The sequence below is a fragment of the Geodermatophilus sp. SYSU D01105 genome (genome assembly GCF_054050095.1).
Genome location: NZ_JBJGYR010000014.1, coordinates 69,105 through 88,225, shown reverse-complemented (window position 1 = coordinate 88,225; position 19,121 = coordinate 69,105). Strand labels below are relative to the sequence as shown.

Genomic DNA, 19,121 nt, shown 5'->3' with positions numbered 1-19,121 from the left:
GGGCGGCAGGGGCGCCCGCTTCTACTGCTGGGCCGACGAGGTCTGCGTCCGGGCGGGCACCGGAGCGGGCTGGAACCGCTCGAGGTCGGTCTCGAGCAGCTCGTAGACCTCCGGACGGCGCCGGCGCAGGGACGCCGCGTAGCCCAGGCCGCCGACCAGCGCGACGACCAGCAGCCACGGCAGGAGCCGCACGTAGAGCGCGTCGGACCCGGCCAGCAGGGGGAAGTTGTCGATCGCCATGACACAGATCGCCAGCAGGCCCAGGAAACCGAGGCCCGGTGCCACGAACGTCGTCAGCCAACGCGGGTCACGACGACGGCGGAAGTGCACGACGATGGAGAAGGACGCCAACAGCTGCAGCACGAGGACGCACAGCGTGCCGAACCCGATCATGACCGGCACCAGGGTCGTGATCGGGTCCAGTCCCAGGACCGCGAAGAGACCGGCGACCACGAACGCGAAGACCGCGTTGGCCACCAGCGCGTTCTGCGGGACGCCGTTGGCCCGGGTGGTGGAGAGCCCGGCCGGGAGGATCCGCACCCGGCCGAGGGAGTACAGGTAGCGAGCGGCCATGTTGTGGAAGGCCAGGAGCGCGGCGAACAGGCTCACCACGAGCAGCACCTCGGCCACGACCAGCAGGGGCGAGCCCAGGTACTCCTCGAACAGCACGAACACGAGGTCACCGGTGGCCAGGTGGTCGAGGGCGACCTGCTGCGCGTCCTCCACCCCGGCAGCGCTGACCAGCGCCCAGACCGTCAGGGCGTGGACCAGGCCGATGACGACGATGGCGGCGTAGGTGGCCCGCGGGATGGTGCGCAGCGGGTCGCGCGACTCCTCGCTGAACAGCGAGGTCGCCTCGAAGCCCAGGAACGCCGTGGCGGCCAGGAGCAGGGCGACACCGACCGATCCGCTGAACACCACGTCCGGGGTGAAGACGTCGACGCTGAAGCCGGTCCGCACCAGCACCGAGACGCAGAAGACCAGCAGCGTGAGCGTCTCGAGCACCAGCGCCACACCGAGGACCTTGGCGCTGATGTCGATGCCGCCCCGCGCGAGGAGGAACGCGGCGACGAACAGGACCAGGCCGGCGACGTACCAGGGCACCTCGAACCCGGTCAGGTCAGCGACGACCACCGAGGTGAAGAAGCCGCCCGTGCCCACGGCGCCGGCGACGAAGAAGTTGTAGCCCATCGTGGCGATGAAGCCGGCGACCAGCCCGCTCGGCCGGCCGAGGCCCTTGACCACGAAGGCGTAGAAGCCGCCGGCGTTGACCACCACCCGGGACATCTGCGCGTACCCGACGGCGAACAGCAGCAGGATCACCGCGACGGCCAGGACGGCGAAGACGACGCCACCCCCGTTGCCGAGGGCGATGGCCAGCGACATCACGACGATGGCGCCGGTCAGGGGTGCGACGGCGGCGAGCACGAGGAAGACCACCCCGGGCACGCCGAGCTGGTCACGAGCGAGCCGAGAGGCGGGATCGGCGGGGGACGCGGCCATTCCGCTTCCTTTCCGTGACGGGACGACGGCGCCCCGGGGGGTGACGGACCAGTGCTGGGATCGGTGCTGTGCGGGTGGAGCGAGGTGCCGGGGCGGACCGGGTTCACCCGGGCCGGCCGGCGCCGTCCAGGACGGCCGCCAGGCGGTCGAGCAGCAGCGCGGCGTGCTCGTCGCCGAAGACCAGCGGCGGCCGGATCTTGAGCACGTTGTCGGATCGGCCGATGCGGCTGATCAGCACGCCCTCGGCGACCATGCCCTCGACGGCCGCCCGCGCCGCCGACGCGTTCGCCCGGGCGGGGTCGTCCGGCTCGACGAAGGTGAGCCCCACGTAGAGGCCGCGCCCCTTGACCGATCCCGCCACGGCGCTGGTCCGGGCCAGACGGGCCAGCTCGTCGCGCAGCACGGCCCCCACCCGCTTGGCCGACCCCACCAGGCCCTCGTCGCGCATGACGTGCAGGACGGCCAGCCCGACCGCCGAGCTCACCGGGTTGCCGGCGAAGGTGTTGAAGTAGGTGTTCCGGCGTCCGAACTCGTCGAGCAGCTCCTCGCGGGTGACGACCCCACCCATCGGGTGCCCGTTGCCCATCGGCTTGCCCAGGGTCACGAGGTCGGGCGTGATGTCGAACAGCTCGTGGCCCCACAGGGCGTCCCCGGACCGGCCGAACCCCGACTGCACCTCGTCGCAGACGACCAGGCCGCCGGCCGCCTGGACCCTCCGGCAGACCCCCTCGACGTAGCCCGCGGGGACCCGGGGCATCCCCTCCGTGGTGAACAGCGGGTCGAAGAGCAGCGCCGAGACGCCGTGACCGGCCTCCTGCAGCGACGCGATGGCGTCCTCGACCGCGGCCAGGCCCTCACGCAGGGCCTGCTCCTCGTCGGTCCCGGGGTCGTCCAGGTCGGGGATCCGCAGCGCCCGGACGTGCGCGCCCAGGGGTTCGGCGACCGTCAGGCCGGTGGTCAGCTCGGCCAGGGACGTCGTGTTGCCGTGGTAGCTGAAGTCGGTCACGAGGACGCCGGTGGCACCGGTGTGCTGCCGGGCGAGACGCAGGGCCAGCTCGTTGGCCTCGGAGCCGCTGTTGACGAAGAAGACGCGGTCCAGTTCCGCGCCGAAGGTCGCGAGCAGCTCCTCGGCGTACTGCAGGACCCGCTCGTTGAGGTACCTCGTGTGCACGTTGAGCTCGGCGGCCTGCCGGGACAGGGCCTCCACCACGCGGGGGTGGCAGTGGCCGACGTGCGGCACGTTGTTGTAGGCGTCGAGGAAGCGGCGCCCCCATGCGTCGAAGAGCCACACGCCCTCGCCTCGGACGAACTCGAGCGGGGTGTCGTAGAACAGCGGGGACCGCCGGCCGATGGTCGCGGCCCGGCGGGCCAGGAGGGCGTCCCGTCGGTCGGGGTCCGGAGGTGCTACGGGGTGGGACATGGTGTTCCGTTCTGTGGTCACTGCACGGGGGCGCGGGTGCAGGGCTCAGACGAGCTCGGCTCGCTCGGCCAGGTAGTCCTGCGCGAGGGCGAGGACGACGGGGGCCACGTGCTCGGCGATGAAGGCGGCGGTCTCCTCGCCCGGGCGTTGCGCCGCCCAGCCGAGGTAGGTGAGCCCTCGGGCCAGCAGCACCCCGGGCCAGGCGCGCAGGTGCCGCTCGTCGAGGGAGCGCTGCGTCCGGTAGCCGGCGACGACGGCGTCCACGAACTCGCCGAAGCGCGGGTGTGGCCGGTAGAAGAACAGGATCGTGGCCAGCTCGAACAGGTGCCAGCCCTCGCCGAAGTCGTCGAAGTCGATGAGGACGAGGTCCTCGCCCCGCACGAGGATGTTCTCCGGCGTGAAGTCGGCGTGGATGACGCCGTAGACCGCCGGGCCCGTCCCCAGCTCGGTGAGGTCGGTGGTGAGCCGGGCGACGGCCTCGGCCAGGAGTGCCCGGTCGGCCGTCGACAGGGCGGGCAGCTCCAGCGGGTCCCCCCACAGCGCCCGCTCCCCCACCAGGCCCTCGACGTCCCACGCCGCGCGGCTGAACCCGGGGAGCCGGCCGAGGTGCTCGGTGTGGTTGTGCAGGGCGCCGGCCATGGCGCCGAGCCGGTGGAAGTCCCCGGGCGTGAGTGCGCTCGTCCCCTCGAACGCCTCGCCGATGTCCCCGAGCGGAGCGGCACCGGGGACCCACCGCTGGAGGTCCACCTGCACCTCGCCGCCCGTGCCGTCGTCGACCAGGCAGATGAGCTCGCCGTCCGTCGTCTGCAGCGGCTCGGGGACCGCGAACCCCCGCTGCCGGAGGGCCTCGAGGTAGGCCAGCTCCGTCCGGACCTCGGCCACGGAGTGCAGGCCCGGGCGGTGCAGGCGGACGGCGAACGCCTCGCCGCCGCACTCCGCCCGGAAGACGTAGTTCTCGCGGTACTTGACGAAGTGGAGCGCCACCTCCTCGAGGCCGTACCGCGTCAGCGCCCGGTGCGCGATGCGCCGGGCTGCCTGCTCGTCGAGGGCGACCACGTGCGACCTCCTGGTCGGGCTGCTGCGCGCTCGCCCGGGAGCACCCGGCGGGCGACGAAACAGCGGGGTGAGGCCCCGGGATGTGTCCGGGCTCACAGGCAGGTTCGCAGCACCTGAACGGGTCGTCAAGACCCTTTACGCATCGTTCACAAACCGTGGCGTCCGGTGCCGATCGGGGCGAGCCGGCGAGGCTGGGGCGACAGGGTGCCGAGGGGCCGCACCGACGTCAACGACCCGGCGTGCGGGACGAGCCACGGCGACGCCGTTCCACGGGTCGTCCCGCGACCGGGGCGCGAGGACCGTCAGGCGCCGTCGCGCCGCTGGAGGCCGCGCGCCAGGTCGGCGATGCCGGCCAGCAGCTGCTCGGACCTCGTGGGGTCGGCCGCGACCTCGACCAGGGCCGCCCGCAGCGCACCGACGAGCAGCACCGCGAGGGTGTGCGGGTCGGCCCCGGACGCGATGGCGCCCTCGGCGCGGGCCGCGGCGACGTCCTCGGCGATGAGCGTGGCGCTGACCCCCGAGGCGTGCCCCCGGACCGGGGCCAGGGCGGGCTCGATGGTCGGGTCGCTGTTGGAGTAGAAGATCCCGACGAGTGGCCGGCTGCCGATCTCGAGCAGGGGTGCGGCCAGCGCGGTCACCCGGTCGACGAGTCCGGTCGCCGCCGCGTGCCGGGCCGTCGCCAGCTCCACGTACTCGGTGTTGATCTCCTCGTACAGCTCGCGGAAGAGGTCGTCCCTCCCCGCCGGGAAGTAGGCGTACAGGGTCACCTTCGACGTCCCCGCCTCCGCGGCGATCGCCTCCACGGCGGCCCCGGCGAACCCCTTCTCGGCGAACACCCGGAGGGCCGCGTCGAGCAGTTCCCGACGGGTCCGCAGCCTGTTGCGCTCGCGGAGGGAGAGCGGCGCATCCCCCTGCGGTGTCGGCTGCGCACCGGTCATGCCGCCGACTCCCTCCTCCGCGGTGAGCCCCTGGGTACACGGGCCCGGGAGCACCGCGGCCCGGGTGGATCACGGTCCGGCGGGGCTCTGCGGGACGTCCCCGGGGACCCGGCGTCGACCCGGACGACCTCATCCTAGAGACGACCGGTCCCCGGCCGGGCACGCCCAGGAGTCGCTCGGGCACGCCGTGCGAAGCGGCTGCCGACGCCGGAGGGGCGGTCCGACACACGGTTGCTTGCCGGTCGTCGGCAACCTCCTCCGGGCTGAGTTGACCGGCCGCTGCCATGGAACCGCCGGCGCCGGGCGGGCACGGTGGGCTCAGGCCCGCGGAGGGCGTGGCAGCTCCCCCTCTGACGGGTCAGGGCTGTCGGCAGCCACGTGTCGGTGCGGAGGGTGGAGGGGGTGACCGGGATGACCACGCAGACCCGGTCCGCCTCGGGCCCGGCCGAGGCGCTCGTGCCTGCCGAGTCACCCGCGCGCCATCGCTCGCCGGTGACCGGCGGCGGACGGCTGGCCCTGGCGATGAGCCTCCGAGCGCGCGGACTGCGCGGCCTGGACGCGCTGCGCCGCAGCCAGGACCGGGCGCCCCCGGCGAGTTCCTGACCCCTCGGGGTCGCCGGTCCGCGCCACACGCGTCCCGCCCCGGTGGGACGCGTTCTCGTCACACCAGGAGCCCCTCATGACCACCCTGCTGACCCCCGCGACGACGACCTCCGCCCAGGACACCGACTGGGCGCCGTTCCGGGCGCTGCTGGAGACCCAGCGGGCCGACTGCGTCCGGCAGCGCGAGCTCGCCCTGGCCGAGACGGCCACGTCGACGCCCGACCCGGTCGCGGTCAACCGCGCGGCGAGCCTGCTGCGCAGGATCGAGGAGATCGACGCGGCGCTGCAGCGCATCGCCGCCGGCACCTACGGCAGCTGCGTGCACTGCGGCGAGGCCATCCCGGCCGAGCGGCTGGAGTTCCGGCCGTTCGCGGCCGGCTGCGTCTCCTGCCAGCGAGCGCGCTGAGCGACCGGCGCCCCGTCCGCGCCTCCCGGCGCGGTCCTCCCCCAGCCACCCACCTCCCGGGCACCCCCGGTCCGACCGCCGCGTCGGACCGGGGCCGGCGCACGTCCTGCGCCGGCCCCCGCCCGGGGGACCCCGTCCCGGCGCCCCGGTCGCCGGAGAAGGAGCCGGCATGTCCTCGCCCCAGCAGCACGGTCCCGTCCTCGTACCCGGCGCACCCCGGCAGGTCGCCGTGGTCGGCGGCGGCATGGTCGGGCTCTCCTGCGCGTGGTTCCTGCAGGAGGCCGGCGCGCAGGTCACCGTCTACGAGCGCGACTCCGTCGGCGCCGGCGCGTCCTGGGGCAACGCCGGCTGGCTCACCCCCGCGCTGACCGCGCCGCTGCCCGAGCCGGCGGTGCTGCGCCACGGGCTGCGCGCGGTGCTCAGCCCCCGGTCGCCGGTGTACCTGCCGCTGCGTGCCGACCGCACGCTGCTGCGCTTCCTGACCGGCTTCGTCCGGCACAGCACCGCCCGGCGGTGGAGGGCCGGGATGGCCGCTCACGTACCGCTGAACGAGCGGGCGCTGGAGGCCTTCGACGTCCTGGCCGCCGCCGGGGTACCCGCGGTCACCCACCCGGCCCGGCCGTTCCTGGCCTGCTTCCGTCGTGAACGTGAGGCCGACCGGCTGTGCGCCGAGCTCGAGGCGATCCGGGACGCCGGCCAGGACGTCAGCGGCCACCCCGTCACCGGCTGGCGGGCCCGGGCGCTGGAGCCGGCGCTGACCGACCGGGTGGGTGCGGCGGTGCAGGTCCACGGCCAGCGGTACCTGCACCCGCCGGAGTTCGTGCGGTCCCTGGCCTCCGCGGTGCGGCAGCGCGGCGGTGAGCTGGTCGAGGGCGTCGACGTGACCGACCTCCAGCACGCCGCCGGTGGGATCACCGTCGTTCCGACCGCTGGAGAGCGCCAGCAGCACGACGCGGTCGTCCTCGCCACCGGCGCCGAGCTCGGCCGGCTGGCGGGACGGTTCGGCGTGCGGTGCCCGGTGCAGGCCGGCCGCGGCTACAGCTTCAGCGTGCCGGTGGAGCAGATGCCCCGCGGCCCGCTGTACTTCCCGGTCCAGCGGGTGGCCTGCACGCCACTGGGCGATCGGCTGCGGGTGGCCGGGATGATGGAGTTCCGCCGCCCCGGTGACCCGCTCGACCGGCGACGGATCGCCGCGATCGTCGACGCCGTCCGCCCGTTCCTGACGGGGGTGGACCTCGACGAGCGGCGCGACGAGTGGGTCGGCTCGCGCCCGTGCACGCCCGACGGGCTGCCACTGCTCGGGGCGACCGCCTCGCCGCGGGTGTTCGTCGCCGGTGGCCACGGCATGTGGGGCATCGCGCTCGGCCCGGTCACCGGGCAGCTGGTCGCCCAGGCCGTGCTCAAGGGCGAGGCCCCACCCGAGCTGGCGCCGTTCGACCCGCTGCGCTGACCCGCCCACCCCGCCGTCGGCGGCGCCCTCCCCGTCCGGAGTCCCCGTGCTGCGCACCCCCGTCCACCGGCCCGCCCCGGATCCCGGCCACCTGCTGTCGGTCACCACCGTTCCCGACCCCCGCCCCGGCCGCGTGGTCGTCGAGGTCGCCGGCGAGGTCGACAGCTACACCGCCCCGGCGCTGGACGTCTGCCTCACGTCCCAGGCGGGGCAGCGCGGCGTCCGCGAGCTGGTCGTCTGCCTGGGGCAGGTGACGTTCCTCGGTGCGGCCGGGGTCAGGGCGCTGGCCCGGGCGGAGCGCCGCTGCCGGGTGCGCGGCGCCCGGATGGTGATCCGCACCGGCGGTCGTCGTCGCGTGCTCCCGCCGCTGCAGCTGACCGGGCTGGCCGACGTCGTGGCCGTCGACCCGGCCGACGCCGAACCCCCGCCGCCGCGCGGCCCGCGGCTCCGGACGACGCCACGACGTCCATCGGCGCGGCGTCCTCGACGGGTGTGCCGGTGACCGGGACCGGGCGGCCGCCGCTGCGGATGCGTGCCTCGACGGCCGCCTACAGGTTCCGGGAGAGCCTGTTCGCCCTGCCCGCGCTGCTGGTCCTCGGCAGCGTCGCCCTGGCCGAGGTCGCCACCGCGCTCGACCGGGTCGCCGGCCCGCGCCGCGGCGCCCAGCAGGCCTCAGCCCTCCGGCCACCCCCGAGTGCTCATCGGTCCTCCCGGCCGGGGTGCGGCCGCCGCGCCTCCTGCGCGGGTCGGCGTGGCGCCTGCAGGCCCCGGTGGCCCTCGCCGAGGGCCGACCAGGTCGTCGTCGGGTCCGTCCGGTCCAGCCGGGGCCAGTACCGCCACAGCGCCCAGCCGAGGGCGGTGGCGAGACCGACCGACAGGCCGGCGGCCGGCGCCCCGAGGAGGATCAGCAGGATCGCACCCCAGACGCCGGCGACCACGACGGCCGGCGGGTCGGCCAGGTCCCGGGACGCCGGCCGTGCACCGGGCACGGGCAGCGGTGGCTCCACGGCGTCCTCGGCCCAGAACCGCTGGACGTCGTCCCACACCCGCTGCTCGGGATCGCTGAGCATGACCACCTCCGTTGCCGGACACCGACCATGCCCGCCGCCGGACCGGCGCCACCAGGGCTCCCACCGGCCGAGTGCGGCATGCTCCCGTTGCCGATCGTCGGCAACCGCCGGCCCGGCCCGCGCCCCCCGGGCGGCGCACCGCCGAGAGCGATGAGGAGCGGCCCCGTGACCCGCAGCGTCCCCCCGCGGAAGGCGGGACAGACCCCGGCCCCGCAGGACTGGCTCGACACGGTCGGCGCGGCGGCGGCCGCCGCCGCGCAGGCGCCGACCGGCCTGCTCGGGGAGTACCTGCCGATGCTCGCCGACGCGGCCATCCACGGCCGCCGACCCGGCCCGGAGGCGCTCGACGCGGTCCGGGAGCTCGGCCGGCAGGCGGCCGCCCGAGGCGTCGGCGCCCGCCGTGCGGTCGACCTGTACCTGTCCGCGGCCTGGCGGCTGTGGCGGCAGCTGCCCGTCGTCGAGCGCTCCAGTGATCCGGAGGAGGTCCGCGCCGCCGCGGAGGCGGTGCTGCGCGTCCTCGACGACGCCGTCGGCGTGCTCGTCGACGGTCACCAGGCCGAACGCCGCGAGATGATCCGCCGCGAGGAGGCCATGCGGGCCGAGTTCGTCGACGACCTGCTCCGCGGGGACGCTGACGTGTCGGCGATGGTGGAGCGCGCCGAGCTGTTCGGCATCGACCTCGGTGAGCCGCACCACGTCGCGCTGGTCACCCCGCGGGACCCCGGTGCCGCGGTCGACCGGACGGCCACCGCTCTCGAGCGGGCGGTCGTCGACCGGTTCGGGGACCGGGAGGTGCTGGTCGCGGTGAAGGACGGCCGCGTCGTGGTCCTCGTCCCCAGCGCCGACACCCCCGCCGGCGCCGCCGCGCGTGGCGCGGACATCGGCGAGCTGCTGCAGCAGGACCTGCGACGGCTGCGGATCGCCGGCCGCTGGCGAGTGGCGGCCGGACGCGCGTTCCCCGGCGTCTGGGGTGTGCCCCGCAGCTACGAGGAGGCCCGCGAGGCGCTGGCTCTCGCCGATCGGTTGGGCTCCGACGACGAGGTGGTGCACGCCCGGGACGTGCTGGTGTACCGGGTGCTCGCCCGCGACCAGGCGGCCATCGTGGACCTGGTCCGCGACGTCCTCGGCCCGCTGGAGCAGGTGCGCAGCGGCGCCGGTGTGCTGCTGGAGACCCTGCAGGGGTACTTCGACGCCGGCGACGTCGCCACCGAGGCCGCCCGGCGGCTGCACGTCTCGGTCCGCACCGTCACCTACCGGCTCGCCCGCGTCGCGCAGCTGACCGGGTACCGCGTCTCCCGCACCGACCAGCGGTTCGCGTTGCAGGTCGCCGTCCTCGGTGCCCGGCTGCTCGACTGGCCCACGACGCCGCTGCCGGGCGAGGCGTGACGGCCGGCCGGGGCTCGGTGCTCGCGGCGGTCGACCGGCGGGCACCCGTCGGACCGTGGACTCGGCGCCCCTGCGCCAGGGACGGCACACCCGAGGAGTCGACGGTGTCCGTGGCCCGCCGCGGTCCCCGCCGTCCGGCTCCGGGCGGCGGGGACCGCACGGGACCTCACGGCAGCTCGCGGTCCAGGGCCAGGTTCAGCTCGAGCACGTCCACCGACGCCGGTGAAGACGAACCGCAGCAGGGTGACCAGCGGGTTGCCCTCGGTCCACTCGAGGTGGACGTGCGGGATCCGCACGGTCTCGTCGCGCACGTGCGGCAGCAGCGCCGCCGGCGCGTTGGCGACGCTCGAGCTCTCCATCCGGATCACCCGGTACCGCTCGTGGACGATCTCCCCGCGGGCCATCAGCGCCGTCTCGAACTCGGAGGGGTCGGTGAGGGTGACCTCGACGAAGACCATGTCCTCGTCGGGCCGGTCGCCGAAGAGGGTCAGGGCGACCAGGGCGAGGGTGGCGATCGGCGACAGCAGCCCGGCGGCCAGGAAGGCGATGCCCGGCTGGTGGCCGAGGGTGGAGAAGCAGTCGACGCCGGTCAGGCACACGATCTGCCGCCATCGGTGCGTCCGGTGCGCCGCCTCGGGAGGGGCGTGCGGCCCGGGGAACCCCCGGCGTCTGCCCGGCCGGCCCTGCAACAGCCAGTCACGCACCGGCGACGTCGTCGGCGCCGGTGCCCGGCTCTCGGTCGTGGTGGCCACCTGCACTCCTGTCCGCGGTCGGCACCGGACTCCAGGCCGACGCCAGGTCCCGTCCGCGGCCGGACCGCTCCCCGCGGGGAGGGAGGGCGTGGGGGTCCCGTCAAGGCGGCGGGAGGCGGGGACTCCCGGCGCCGGTCCGCCCCGGTTCGCCAGGCCCGGGTCGGGCTCCTGTGGACCAGCTCACGCCACTACCGTCCGTGACGTGAACGACGGTCATGTCCTCGTCGAACGCCGTGTCGCTCCCCCGCGCCACGTCGAGGTCGAGTCCGCAGGACGGTGGTGGCCCGGCGTCCAGCACGCCTGGCGCATGTACGACGACGGCACGGGCTGGCGGGCGGCGGTGCGGTTCGTCGCCGCCGACCCGGACGGTCAGCTCACCTCCCAGGACGCCGACGTGCCCCACGAGCGCGTCCGCGACCGGGCCCCCCGACGGCTGACCTGGAGGGGTCGCAGCACCCGCACGCCCTGACCCCACGGGCCTCCCCGCCGGGCAGGCGTGCCGGGAGTCCCCGCGTGGGCCCGACGGCCTCGCGGCGCCGCTCCGACTGCACACGCAGGTGCTCGCGGCCGAGGGCCGCTCGGCCGAGGGCCGAGCGGCCGCGGTCGGCACCCGGGACATACGCTGCCCGGCGTCCCGCCCCACTGCCGCAGCGGAGAGTGACCATGCCCCCAGCCGGGATCGCGCCCGACGACGCCGTCGTCCTCGTCGTCGACGTGCAGAACGACTACTGCCACGCCGAGGGGACCCTCGGCCGGCGCGGGGTCGACTGCGCGGAGGCGCTCACGGCGGTCGACCGGATCGGCACCCTCCTGCCGGTCGCGCGGGAGGCCGGGGTCCCGGTCCTGCACGTGCACACCCAGCACTCGCGGTGGACCGACACCCCGGGGTGGCGCCGCCGGGGACAGGGCGGCGCGACCATCGAGCCCGAGACCGACCCCATCGTGGCCGCCGGCAGCTGGGGCGCCGAGCCGTACGGGGACCTGGTCGCCGACGGGGACTTCACCTTCGTCAAGCACCGCTACTCGGCGTTCGCGTTCACGCCCCTCGAGCTCGTGCTCAGCGCCCAGGCCCGCCCGACGCTGGTCCTCGTCGGGCTCACCTCCGACGTGTGCGTCCGGGCGACCGGCGTCGACGCGGTGTCCCGCGGCTACCGGCCGGTGCTGGTGGGCGACGCGACGGCGACGGTCGGGGTGGTCCCCCAGGCCACGGCCTGTGCGGAGTTCGCCGCCACCATCGGCCCGGTGGTGACCACCGAGGACCTGCTCTCCTCCTGGGCCGTCCGGACCGGCTGAGCGCCGGCGCTCCCTAGACTCCACCCGTGGCGACCGGCGACGAGACCGTGGCCCGGACCGGAGCCCAGACGGTGGCGCCGCACCTCGCCCGCCTGCCCGGCCACCTCATCCGCCGGGCCGGCCAGGTCCACAACGAGATGTGGACGCGCCACGTCTCGGGCTCGGTGTCGTCGGTCCAGTACGCGGTGCTGTCCACGCTCGGTCGGCACGAGCCGCTCGACCAGGCCAGCGTCGCCCGGCTGGTCGCCCTCGACCCGGCGAGCACGCACGCCGTCGTCCACCGGTTGAAGGCCGCCGGCTACCTGACCATGGAGCGGTCGGCCCAGGACGGCCGCCGGGTGGAGCTGCGGCTCACCGCGGCGGGCCACGCGCTGCGCGACGACCTCGAGCCGCGGGTCGAGCAGCTGCGCCAGGCCTTCGAGGCACGCCTCCCACCGGAGAAGACGACCGTCTTCCTGCGGCTCCTCGAGGAGTTCGTCACCGCCGACTGAGACCTCCCGCCCACCGGGATGGTTTCTTGACGAACTAACGATCGGCCCTTTCAATGAGGCGCGTCACACCCCCAGTCGCCATCCTGGTGAGCGGTGGTGACCCCGCCCGCGACGCCCGGCCGAGAGCCACCCCGCCTCGGCCACGCCCGCGGGGCCACGACGCCGCGACGCCCGACGCACAGCCCCAGCTCCCTCAGCGACCCGGACCCAGGAGGGCGGATGTCCGCACAGCCGGCCGAGCACGCCACCGCGCACGACCTCGAGTTCGGTCTCTTCGACTGGATCGACGCCACCCCCGGGAGGACGCCGGCCGAGGTCTACGACGCCCGGCTGCGGGTGCTCGCCGAGGCCGACCGGGGCGGGTTCAGCACCTACCACATCGCCGAGCACCACGGCACGCCGCTGGGGCTGTCGCCGTCCCCGTCGGTGTTCATCGCCGCCGCCGCCCGCGAGACCGAGCGCATCCGGCTGGCGCCGACCACCTTCATCGTCCCGCTGTACGACCCGCTGCGGCTGGTGCAGGAGATCTGCATGCTCGACCAGCTCAGCCACGGCCGGCTCGACGTCGGGGTCGGGAAGGGCTCCTCCCCCATCGAGGCGGCCATGTTCGGGCTGACCGCGCCGGAGACCGCCGAGCGCTTCGAGGAGCTGTTCCCGGCCATCGTCGAGGCGATGGAGACCGGCCGGTTCCGCCGCCCCGGCGCCGAGGGGGCCGCGGCCGAGGAGATCCCCCTGCACGTGCCGGTGTACCAGCGCCCGCACCCGCCGCTGTGGTACCCGTCGTCCAACGCCGCCTCCATCCCCCGGCTCGGCGACCAGGGCTACAACGTGCTGTTCGGGTTCGGCTTCGCGTCCCCGCCGCTGGAGGTCGTCCGCGAGCAGAGCCGGGTCTTCTTCGCCCACTTCCGGGAGTCCGCCGAGCGCGGCACCGTCCGCTACAGCCTGCCGGGGGTGACGCCCCGCTTCGGCATGCTGCGCCACGTCCTCGTCGCCCCGACCGACGACGAGGCCGTCGCGCTCGCCCGGCCCGCGTTCGACGCCCACTACGAGAGCTTCACCCACCTGTGGCGGCTCCACGGCAGCGAGCGGTTCGCCGGCCCGATCGACTTCGACCAGCTGGTCGCCGAGCGCAAGCTGTTCGTCGGGTCGCCGGAGACGGTCACCGCCCAGGTCACCGAGGCGGTGACGATCGGGGAGATCAACTACCTCGCCGGCGCGTTCGCGTGGGGCTCCCTCGACGTCGACACGGTCCTCTCCTCGGTGCGGCTGTTCCGCGACGAGGTCGTCCCCGCCGTCCTCTCCGGGACCGCCCGCCCGGCCGCGACCGCGACCCCTGCCTGAGCCCACGCGCCGGTCGGCACGACCGGCACCCCTGCACCGCGCCATGCGATCCCCCACCGTCGAGAGGCTCTCCATGTCCCGCCTGCGCGTGTCCGCCGTCCTGTCCTGCTCGCTGCTGCTCGCCGCCTGCGGCGGGGGTGGGGGCGACGATCCGGCCGGCGCCGGCTCGACCGACGCGCCCCGCCAGGTGACCGTCGGCGTCGTCCCGATCGCCGACGTCGCCCCGCTCTACCTCGGCGTCGAGCAGGGCTTCTTCGCCGAGCGTGGCCTCGACGTGGAGGTGGTGACCGGCCAGGGTGGCGCGGCGCTGGTCCCCGCCGTGGTCAGCGGCGAGCAGGACTTCGCCTTCAGCAACACCCTGTCGCTGCTGGTGGCGCAGGAGGCCGGCCTGCCGATCCAGGTCGTCGCGCCGGGGAACTCCTCCACCGGGGACCCCACCGACGACTTCGGCTGCGTGCTGGTCCCCGCGGGCAGCCCGCTGCAGTCGCTCGCCGACCTGGCCGGCAAGCGGGTCAGCACGAACACGCTGAACAACATCAACGTCGCCGTCATCCGCGACGCGGTGGACCGTGCCGGCGGGGACTCCTCGACCATCGAGTTCCTGGAGATCGCCCACCCCGACGTCCCGCAGGCGGTGGCCGGCGGTCAGGTCGACGCCGCGACCGCGGTGGAGCCGTTCAAGACGATCGCGATCCAGCAGGGCGCCCGCTGCCTGTCCAACGTCTTCGCCGAGGCCACGGAGGAGCCCCTGCTCATCGGCGCCTACTTCACGACGGCGGAGACCGTGCAGTCCGACCCCGAGCTGGTGGACGCCTTCGTCGCGGGCGTGCAGGAGTCCCTGGCCTACGCCAGCGAGAACCCCGAGGCGGCGCGCGGGATCCTGGGCAGCTTCACCGAGCTCAGCCCGGAGCTCGCCGGGGCCATCACCCTGGCCGGCTGGCCGCAGGAGCTCGAGCGGGGCTCGTTCGAGTACATGTCCGAGGTCGGGGCCCGCTACGGGATCCTCGAGCAGCCCGCGGACCTCGACGCCCTGCTCCCCGATGCCTGAGAGGACACCCGTGGACGTCGTCGGCGGAGGGCACGGCAGCGTCGAGCCGGGGACGGTCGTCCTGGTCACCGGCGCGGCGCACGGCATCGGGGAGTCGGTGAGCCGGCACCTGGCGGCGCAGGGAGCGGCCGTCGTCGCGGCGGACGTCGTCGCGGCGGGGTGGGCGGCCGAGGGCGTCACCCACGTCCGGGCCGACGTCAGCGACGAGGCCTCGTGGGCCGACCTCGTCACCACCACCCTGGAGCGGCACGGCCGCGTCGACGCCCTGGTCAACAACGCGGCGATCTACCAGGGGCTGGGGTCCAAGCGCCCGTTCACTGAGATCACCGTCGAGGAGTGGGACCGCGTCCTGGCGGTCAACACCCGCGGCGTGTGGCTCGGCATGCGCGCCGTGCACCCGGCCATGAAGGAGCAGGGCCACGGCCGGGTGGTGAACATCGCGTCGTCCACGGTGCACATGGGGGTGCCGTACTTCGCCCACTACACCGCCTCCAAGGGAGCGGTCATCGCGCTCACCCGGAGCGTGGCCCGCGAGGTCGGCGCCGACGGCATCACCGTCAACGCGATCGCCCCGGGGCTGGTCGAGACCGAGGCGACGCGCGCCCTCAACGACGACGACTACCTGTCCGTCGCCGCCGTGCGGCGGGCGGTGCCCCGCCGGATGGAGCCGACCGACCTCTGCCCGGCCATCTCGTTCCTGTGCTCCCGCAGCAGCGGGTTCATCACCGGCCAGACGCTCATCGTGGACGGCGGCGTCGCGTTCAGCTGACGCCCCCGGACGCGGCCAGGGACCACCGAGGAGAGACATGACCAGCTCGGCAGCCGGAGCACCTCCCGTCGACGACGGGCGGCCCGACGGCGTCACGGTGGTCCGCGACGTGGTCTACGCCGAGGTCGACGGGACCGACCTGCACCTGGACCTGTACCTGCCCGCCACCCGTCCCGCCCCGCTCACCGTCTGGCTGCACGGCGGCGGCTGGCTGCGCGGGTCACGGGCAGACCGCGCCGCCGAGCGGCTCCTCCCCCTGGCCCGCAGCGGCGTGGCGGTGGCCGCCGTCCAGTACCGGCTCAGCGACGCCGCCACGTTCCCCGCGCCGCTCGACGACGTCCGGGCCGCGGTCCGGTGGTTGCGGGCGCACGCCGGCGAGCACGGACTGGACGCCACCCGGGTCGGTGCCTGGGGCGCGTCGGCCGGCGGTCACCTCGCCGCGCTGCTGGCGCTGACCGGTGACGAGCGGGACGCCGAGCTGGGCGACTCGTCGGTGCAGGCCGCCGTCACGTGGTTCGCCCCGTCGGACCTGCTCCGGATGGCCAGCGACGTCCCCGAGGGGCCGCGGCCGCCCTTCCTGACCGGTCCGCCGCCCGAGCCGCCGTACGAGGCGCGGCTGCTCGGCGCCGACTCGGCGGCGTCCCGGCCGGATGAGGCGCGCGCCGCCAGCCCGATCGCCCACGTCCACGCCGGAGCGCCGCCGTTCCTGCTCGTGCACGGGGACGGCGACGGGCTCATCCCGTCCGAGCACAGCCGCCGGCTCTTCGACGCGCTGCGTGCGCAGGGCGTGCCGGCGCAGCTGTGGCTGCTGCACGGCGCCAACCACGAGGACCCCGGCTTCGACCAGCCGGCCGGCCTGGCCGCGGTCAGCGGCTTCCTGCGCGCCACGCTCCTCGACGGTGCCGCCGGCGCGGCCGGGGAGGCCTGACCGCATCCCGGCAGGCGGGTCCTCGCCTCCCGCCGGCCGGACCGGCTCGGGTGCACGCGGCGCCGCCGGGAACCCCGACCGCCGACGCCGCGTTGGGCAACGGGGGCGTCCGACCCGCCCCGTTCCCTCCGGCGAAGAGAGACATGAGCTCCAGTCACAGTCCCCAGGCCACGGTCCCCCAGCTCGCTGAGGGGGTGCGTGGCCGGTGACCGAGGTGCTGTCCCTCCTGCTCGGGGTGTTCGTGGTGCTGGCCATCACGGTGGCCACCGGCTACTTCGTGGCCCAGGAGTTCGCCTACATGGCGGTCGACCGCGCGACGCTGGCGGCCCGCGCCGAAGCCGGTGACCCCGCCGCCGAGCGCGCACTGCGGGTCACCCGCCGCACCTCCTTCATGCTCTCGGGCGCCCAGCTGGGCATCACCGTCACCGGGCTCCTCGTCGGCTACGTCGCCGAGCCCCTGATCGGGGAGTCCCTCGGCGCGCTGCTCGGCGGCGTCGGCATCCCGACCGCGGTGGGCGTCGGCGTCGGCGCGGTGCTGGCGCTGCTGTTCTCCACCATCGTGCAGATGCTGTTCGGCGAGCTGTTCCCCAAGAACCTGGCCATCGCGCGCCCGGAGCCGGCCGCCCGTCGGCTGGCCGCCTCCACCACCGCGTACCTGACGGTGTTCGGCTGGCTGATCTGGGTCTTCGACCAGGCGTCGAACCTGCTGCTGCGCGCGCTGAGGATCGAGCCGGTCCACGACGTCGAGCACGCCGCGACCGCCCGCGACCTCGAGCACATCGTCGAGGAGTCCCGGCAGAGCGGGAACCTGCCCACGGAGCTGTCGATGCTGGTCGACCGCATCCTCGACTTCCCGGACCGCGACGTCGAGCACGCGATGATCCCCCGCCCGCGGGTGGACACCGTCGAGACCACCGACACCCTCGGCCGGCTGCGGGAGCTCATGGCGTCGGGCCACTCCCGCTACCCCGTGCTCGACGCCGAGACCGGTGACGTGGTCGGCGTGGTGCACCTGCCCGACCTGCTCGTCACACCCGAGCCCGACACCGCGCCGGTGGCCGCCATCGCCCGCGAGTGCCCCGTCGTGTCCACGTTCACCCCGCTGCCCGACGCGCTGCGCCTGCTCACCGACAGCGGCAACCAGCTGGCCTGCGTCATCGACGAGTACGGCGGTTTCGCCGGCGTGATCACCCTGGAGGACCTCGCCGAGGAGCTGGTCGGCGAGATCACCGACGAGCACGACACCGACGTCGACCCCGGGTACGTGCCCGTGGAGGGCGACGGCGTGTGGGAGATGACCGGCGACGTCCACGTCGACGAGGTCGAACGCTCACTCGGCGTCGACCTGCCGCGCGGGCACTACGAGACGATCGCCGGCCTGGTCATCGCCGCCGCGGGCACCCTGCCCGAGCCGGGCACCCGGCTGGACATCGAGTTGCCCCCCGACCCGGGCGACCTCGTCCACGCCGACGAACCCGCACCCCGGCACCTGCGGGTCGACGTGCTCACCGTGGACCGGCACGTCCCCTCCCGGGTGCGCCTGGAACTGCCCGACCGCGCGACCACGACCGTCGAGGAGACCTCCCGATGAGCGACGACCCGTGGGTGGTCGTGGTCGCCACCGTCGTCATCGTCGCCCTGTCGGCGTTCTTCGTCGCGGTGGAGTTCGCCGCCCTGGCGGCCAAGCGACACCGGCTGGAGGAGGCCGCCCCGACCAGCCGCTCGGCGCGGGCGGCACTGCGCAACTCCTCGGAGCTGACGCTGCTGCTCGCCGGCTCGCAGCTGGGCATCACGGCCGCCACCCTGGCCCTGGGCGCGATCAGCAAGCCGGCGGTGCACCACTGGCTGACCCCGCTGTTCGAGGCGTGGGGTCTGCCGCTGGTCGCCGCCGACGTCGCGGGCTTCGTCCTGGCGCTGCTGGTGGTCACGTTCATCCACCTGGTGGTCGGCGAGATGGCGCCCAAGTCATGGGCGATCGCGCACCCCGAGCGATCGGCCACCCTGCTCGCCGGACCGATGCGCGCCTTCATGGCCGTGTCCCGGCCGCTGCTGCGGGCACTGAACACCGCGGCCAACGCCCTGGTGCGCAGGGTCGGTGTCGAGCCGGCCGACGAGGTCGCGATCGGGCACAGCCCGGACGCGCTGCGCCACCTGGTCGAGCACTCGGCCAACGTCGGCGCGCTCGACGCGAGCTTCTCCGCGCAGATCTCCGGCGCCCTGGCGCTCGAACGCATGACGATCCGGCAGCTGGTCACCGCCGACACGCCGCTGGGTGCGGTACCGACCGCCGCCACCGTGGCCGAGGTGCGCGACGCCAGCCGGCGCACCGGACACCTGCGCATCCTGCTCGGTACCCGCGCGGGGCTGACCGGCGTGGTGCACGTCCGCGACACCCTCACCGCTCCCGAGGGCGCACCCGCGACGTCCTTCGCCCGGCCGGTGTTCGCCCTCGAGGCCGACACCACCGTCCACGCCGCGCTCAAGGCGATGCGCGAGACCCGCAACCACCTCGCCGTCGTCACCGACGACGGCGCGGTGTTCGGCGTCATCACCCTCTCGGACGTGCTGCGCCGGCTGTTCCCGGAGGCGACCCCCGCGGTCGCCTGACGCCGGCCCGGACGGCGGTGCGGCGGGCCCCGGTACGGGGTCCGGCCGCACGCCCGGCCG

General features: G+C 75.0%; 19 protein-coding genes. 14 read left to right on the top strand and 5 right to left on the bottom strand.

Annotated elements, in window-relative coordinates; all coding sequences use genetic code 11:
• Window positions 1–21: 21 nt before the first annotated feature.
• The 4 genes from ACI79I_RS14860 to ACI79I_RS14845 form a co-directional block, all read right to left on the bottom strand.
• The gene (locus tag ACI79I_RS14860) at window positions 22–1,503 is read right to left on the bottom strand and encodes an APC family permease (protein WP_456993080.1); all 1,482 of its coding nucleotides are present in this window, start codon (window positions 1,501–1,503) and stop codon (window positions 22–24) included.
• Between the two features lie 103 nt (window positions 1,504–1,606).
• Window positions 1,607–2,923 carry an aspartate aminotransferase family protein gene (locus tag ACI79I_RS14855; RefSeq protein WP_456993079.1) on the bottom strand — a complete coding sequence of 439 codons (1,317 nt, stop codon included), beginning with the start codon at window positions 2,921–2,923 and terminating at the stop codon, window positions 1,607–1,609.
• 45 nt (window positions 2,924–2,968) lie between these two features.
• Window positions 2,969–3,979, bottom strand: coding sequence for a phosphotransferase enzyme family protein (locus ACI79I_RS14850; RefSeq protein WP_456993078.1), 1,011 nt, complete (start codon window positions 3,977–3,979; stop codon window positions 2,969–2,971).
• A 302-nt stretch (window positions 3,980–4,281) separates the two neighbouring features.
• Complete coding sequence (locus tag ACI79I_RS14845) at window positions 4,282–4,917, bottom strand: TetR/AcrR family transcriptional regulator (protein WP_456993077.1); 636 nt, start codon at window positions 4,915–4,917, stop codon at window positions 4,282–4,284.
• 411 nt (window positions 4,918–5,328) lie between these two features.
• Here ACI79I_RS14845 and ACI79I_RS14840 point away from each other — a divergent pair, with 411 nt between their 5' ends.
• The 4 genes from ACI79I_RS14840 (at window position 5,329) to ACI79I_RS14825 (ending at window position 7,878) form a co-directional block, all read left to right on the top strand.
• The gene (locus ACI79I_RS14840; protein WP_456993076.1) at window positions 5,329–5,520 is read left to right on the top strand and encodes a hypothetical protein; all 192 of its coding nucleotides are present in this window, start codon (window positions 5,329–5,331) and stop codon (window positions 5,518–5,520) included.
• A 76-nt stretch (window positions 5,521–5,596) separates the two neighbouring features.
• Entirely contained in the window at window positions 5,597–5,926 is a 330-nt protein-coding gene (locus ACI79I_RS14835; protein ID WP_456993075.1) for a TraR/DksA family transcriptional regulator, read from the top strand.
• 169 nt (window positions 5,927–6,095) lie between these two features.
• The gene (locus tag ACI79I_RS14830) at window positions 6,096–7,376 is read left to right on the top strand and encodes an NAD(P)/FAD-dependent oxidoreductase (protein WP_456993074.1); all 1,281 of its coding nucleotides are present in this window, start codon (window positions 6,096–6,098) and stop codon (window positions 7,374–7,376) included.
• Between the two features lie 46 nt (window positions 7,377–7,422).
• The gene (locus ACI79I_RS14825; RefSeq protein WP_456993073.1) at window positions 7,423–7,878 is read left to right on the top strand and encodes an anti-sigma factor antagonist; all 456 of its coding nucleotides are present in this window, start codon (window positions 7,423–7,425) and stop codon (window positions 7,876–7,878) included.
• A gap of 196 nt (window positions 7,879–8,074) precedes the next feature.
• On the opposite strand, the gene ACI79I_RS14820 is transcribed toward ACI79I_RS14825, so the two are convergent.
• Window positions 8,075–8,446, bottom strand: a complete 372-nt coding sequence (locus ACI79I_RS14820; protein ID WP_456993072.1) for a hypothetical protein — start codon at window positions 8,444–8,446, stop codon at window positions 8,075–8,077.
• A 165-nt stretch (window positions 8,447–8,611) separates the two neighbouring features.
• Here ACI79I_RS14820 and ACI79I_RS14815 point away from each other — a divergent pair, with 165 nt between their 5' ends.
• The 10 genes from ACI79I_RS14815 to ACI79I_RS14770 all read left to right on the top strand — a co-directional run bounded on the left by ACI79I_RS14815 (window position 8,612) and on the right by ACI79I_RS14770 (window position 19,061).
• Window positions 8,612–9,832, top strand: coding sequence for a PucR family transcriptional regulator (locus tag ACI79I_RS14815; RefSeq protein ID WP_456993071.1), 1,221 nt, complete (start codon window positions 8,612–8,614; stop codon window positions 9,830–9,832).
• 954 nt (window positions 9,833–10,786) lie between these two features.
• Entirely contained in the window at window positions 10,787–11,053 is a 267-nt protein-coding gene (locus ACI79I_RS14810; protein ID WP_456993070.1) for a hypothetical protein, read from the top strand.
• A gap of 194 nt (window positions 11,054–11,247) precedes the next feature.
• Window positions 11,248–11,877, top strand: coding sequence for a cysteine hydrolase family protein (locus ACI79I_RS14805; protein WP_456993069.1), 630 nt, complete (start codon window positions 11,248–11,250; stop codon window positions 11,875–11,877).
• A 26-nt stretch (window positions 11,878–11,903) separates the two neighbouring features.
• Window positions 11,904–12,368, top strand: a complete 465-nt coding sequence (locus ACI79I_RS14800; protein ID WP_456993068.1) for a MarR family winged helix-turn-helix transcriptional regulator — start codon at window positions 11,904–11,906, stop codon at window positions 12,366–12,368.
• 219 nt (window positions 12,369–12,587) lie between these two features.
• Window positions 12,588–13,709: an LLM class flavin-dependent oxidoreductase gene (locus tag ACI79I_RS14795; RefSeq protein ID WP_456993067.1), complete on the top strand. Its 1,122-nt coding sequence runs from the start codon at window positions 12,588–12,590 to the stop codon at window positions 13,707–13,709.
• Window positions 13,710–13,782: 73 nt separating this feature from the next.
• Complete coding sequence (locus tag ACI79I_RS14790) at window positions 13,783–14,757, top strand: ABC transporter substrate-binding protein (RefSeq protein WP_456993066.1); 975 nt, start codon at window positions 13,783–13,785, stop codon at window positions 14,755–14,757.
• 10 nt (window positions 14,758–14,767) lie between these two features.
• Window positions 14,768–15,526, top strand: a complete 759-nt coding sequence (locus tag ACI79I_RS14785; protein WP_456993065.1) for an SDR family NAD(P)-dependent oxidoreductase — start codon at window positions 14,768–14,770, stop codon at window positions 15,524–15,526.
• A 37-nt stretch (window positions 15,527–15,563) separates the two neighbouring features.
• Window positions 15,564–16,454: an alpha/beta hydrolase fold domain-containing protein gene (locus ACI79I_RS14780; RefSeq protein WP_456993064.1), complete on the top strand. Its 891-nt coding sequence runs from the start codon at window positions 15,564–15,566 to the stop codon at window positions 16,452–16,454.
• 205 nt (window positions 16,455–16,659) lie between these two features.
• Entirely contained in the window at window positions 16,660–18,045 is a 1,386-nt protein-coding gene (locus ACI79I_RS14775) for a hemolysin family protein (RefSeq protein WP_456993063.1), read from the top strand.
• Window positions 18,042–19,061: a hemolysin family protein gene (locus ACI79I_RS14770; RefSeq protein WP_456993062.1), complete on the top strand. Its 1,020-nt coding sequence runs from the start codon at window positions 18,042–18,044 to the stop codon at window positions 19,059–19,061. The genes ACI79I_RS14775 and ACI79I_RS14770 overlap by 4 nt, the downstream gene beginning before the upstream one ends.
• Window positions 19,062–19,121 lie beyond the last annotated feature (60 nt).

What these genes read in the sequence shown, in the direction of transcription:
- ACI79I_RS14860 (WP_456993080.1), bottom strand. Translation starts at nt 1,503, where the DNA reads ATGGCCGCGTCCCCCGCCGATCCCGCCTCTCGGCTCGCTCGTGACCAG.
- ACI79I_RS14855 (WP_456993079.1), bottom strand. Translation starts at nt 2,923, where the DNA reads ATGTCCCACCCCGTAGCACCTCCGGACCCCGACCGACGGGACGCCCTC.
- ACI79I_RS14845 (WP_456993077.1), bottom strand. Translation starts at nt 4,917, where the DNA reads ATGACCGGTGCGCAGCCGACACCGCAGGGGGATGCGCCGCTCTCCCTC.
- ACI79I_RS14840 (WP_456993076.1), top strand. Translation starts at nt 5,329, where the DNA reads ATGACCACGCAGACCCGGTCCGCCTCGGGCCCGGCCGAGGCGCTCGTG.
- ACI79I_RS14835 (WP_456993075.1), top strand. Translation starts at nt 5,597, where the DNA reads ATGACCACCCTGCTGACCCCCGCGACGACGACCTCCGCCCAGGACACC.
- ACI79I_RS14830 (WP_456993074.1), top strand. Translation starts at nt 6,096, where the DNA reads ATGTCCTCGCCCCAGCAGCACGGTCCCGTCCTCGTACCCGGCGCACCC.
- ACI79I_RS14820 (WP_456993072.1), bottom strand. Translation starts at nt 8,446, where the DNA reads ATGCTCAGCGATCCCGAGCAGCGGGTGTGGGACGACGTCCAGCGGTTC.
- ACI79I_RS14805 (WP_456993069.1), top strand. Translation starts at nt 11,248, where the DNA reads ATGCCCCCAGCCGGGATCGCGCCCGACGACGCCGTCGTCCTCGTCGTC.
- ACI79I_RS14795 (WP_456993067.1), top strand. Translation starts at nt 12,588, where the DNA reads ATGTCCGCACAGCCGGCCGAGCACGCCACCGCGCACGACCTCGAGTTC.
- ACI79I_RS14790 (WP_456993066.1), top strand. Translation starts at nt 13,783, where the DNA reads ATGTCCCGCCTGCGCGTGTCCGCCGTCCTGTCCTGCTCGCTGCTGCTC.
- ACI79I_RS14780 (WP_456993064.1), top strand. Translation starts at nt 15,564, where the DNA reads ATGACCAGCTCGGCAGCCGGAGCACCTCCCGTCGACGACGGGCGGCCC.
- ACI79I_RS14770 (WP_456993062.1), top strand. Translation starts at nt 18,042, where the DNA reads ATGAGCGACGACCCGTGGGTGGTCGTGGTCGCCACCGTCGTCATCGTC.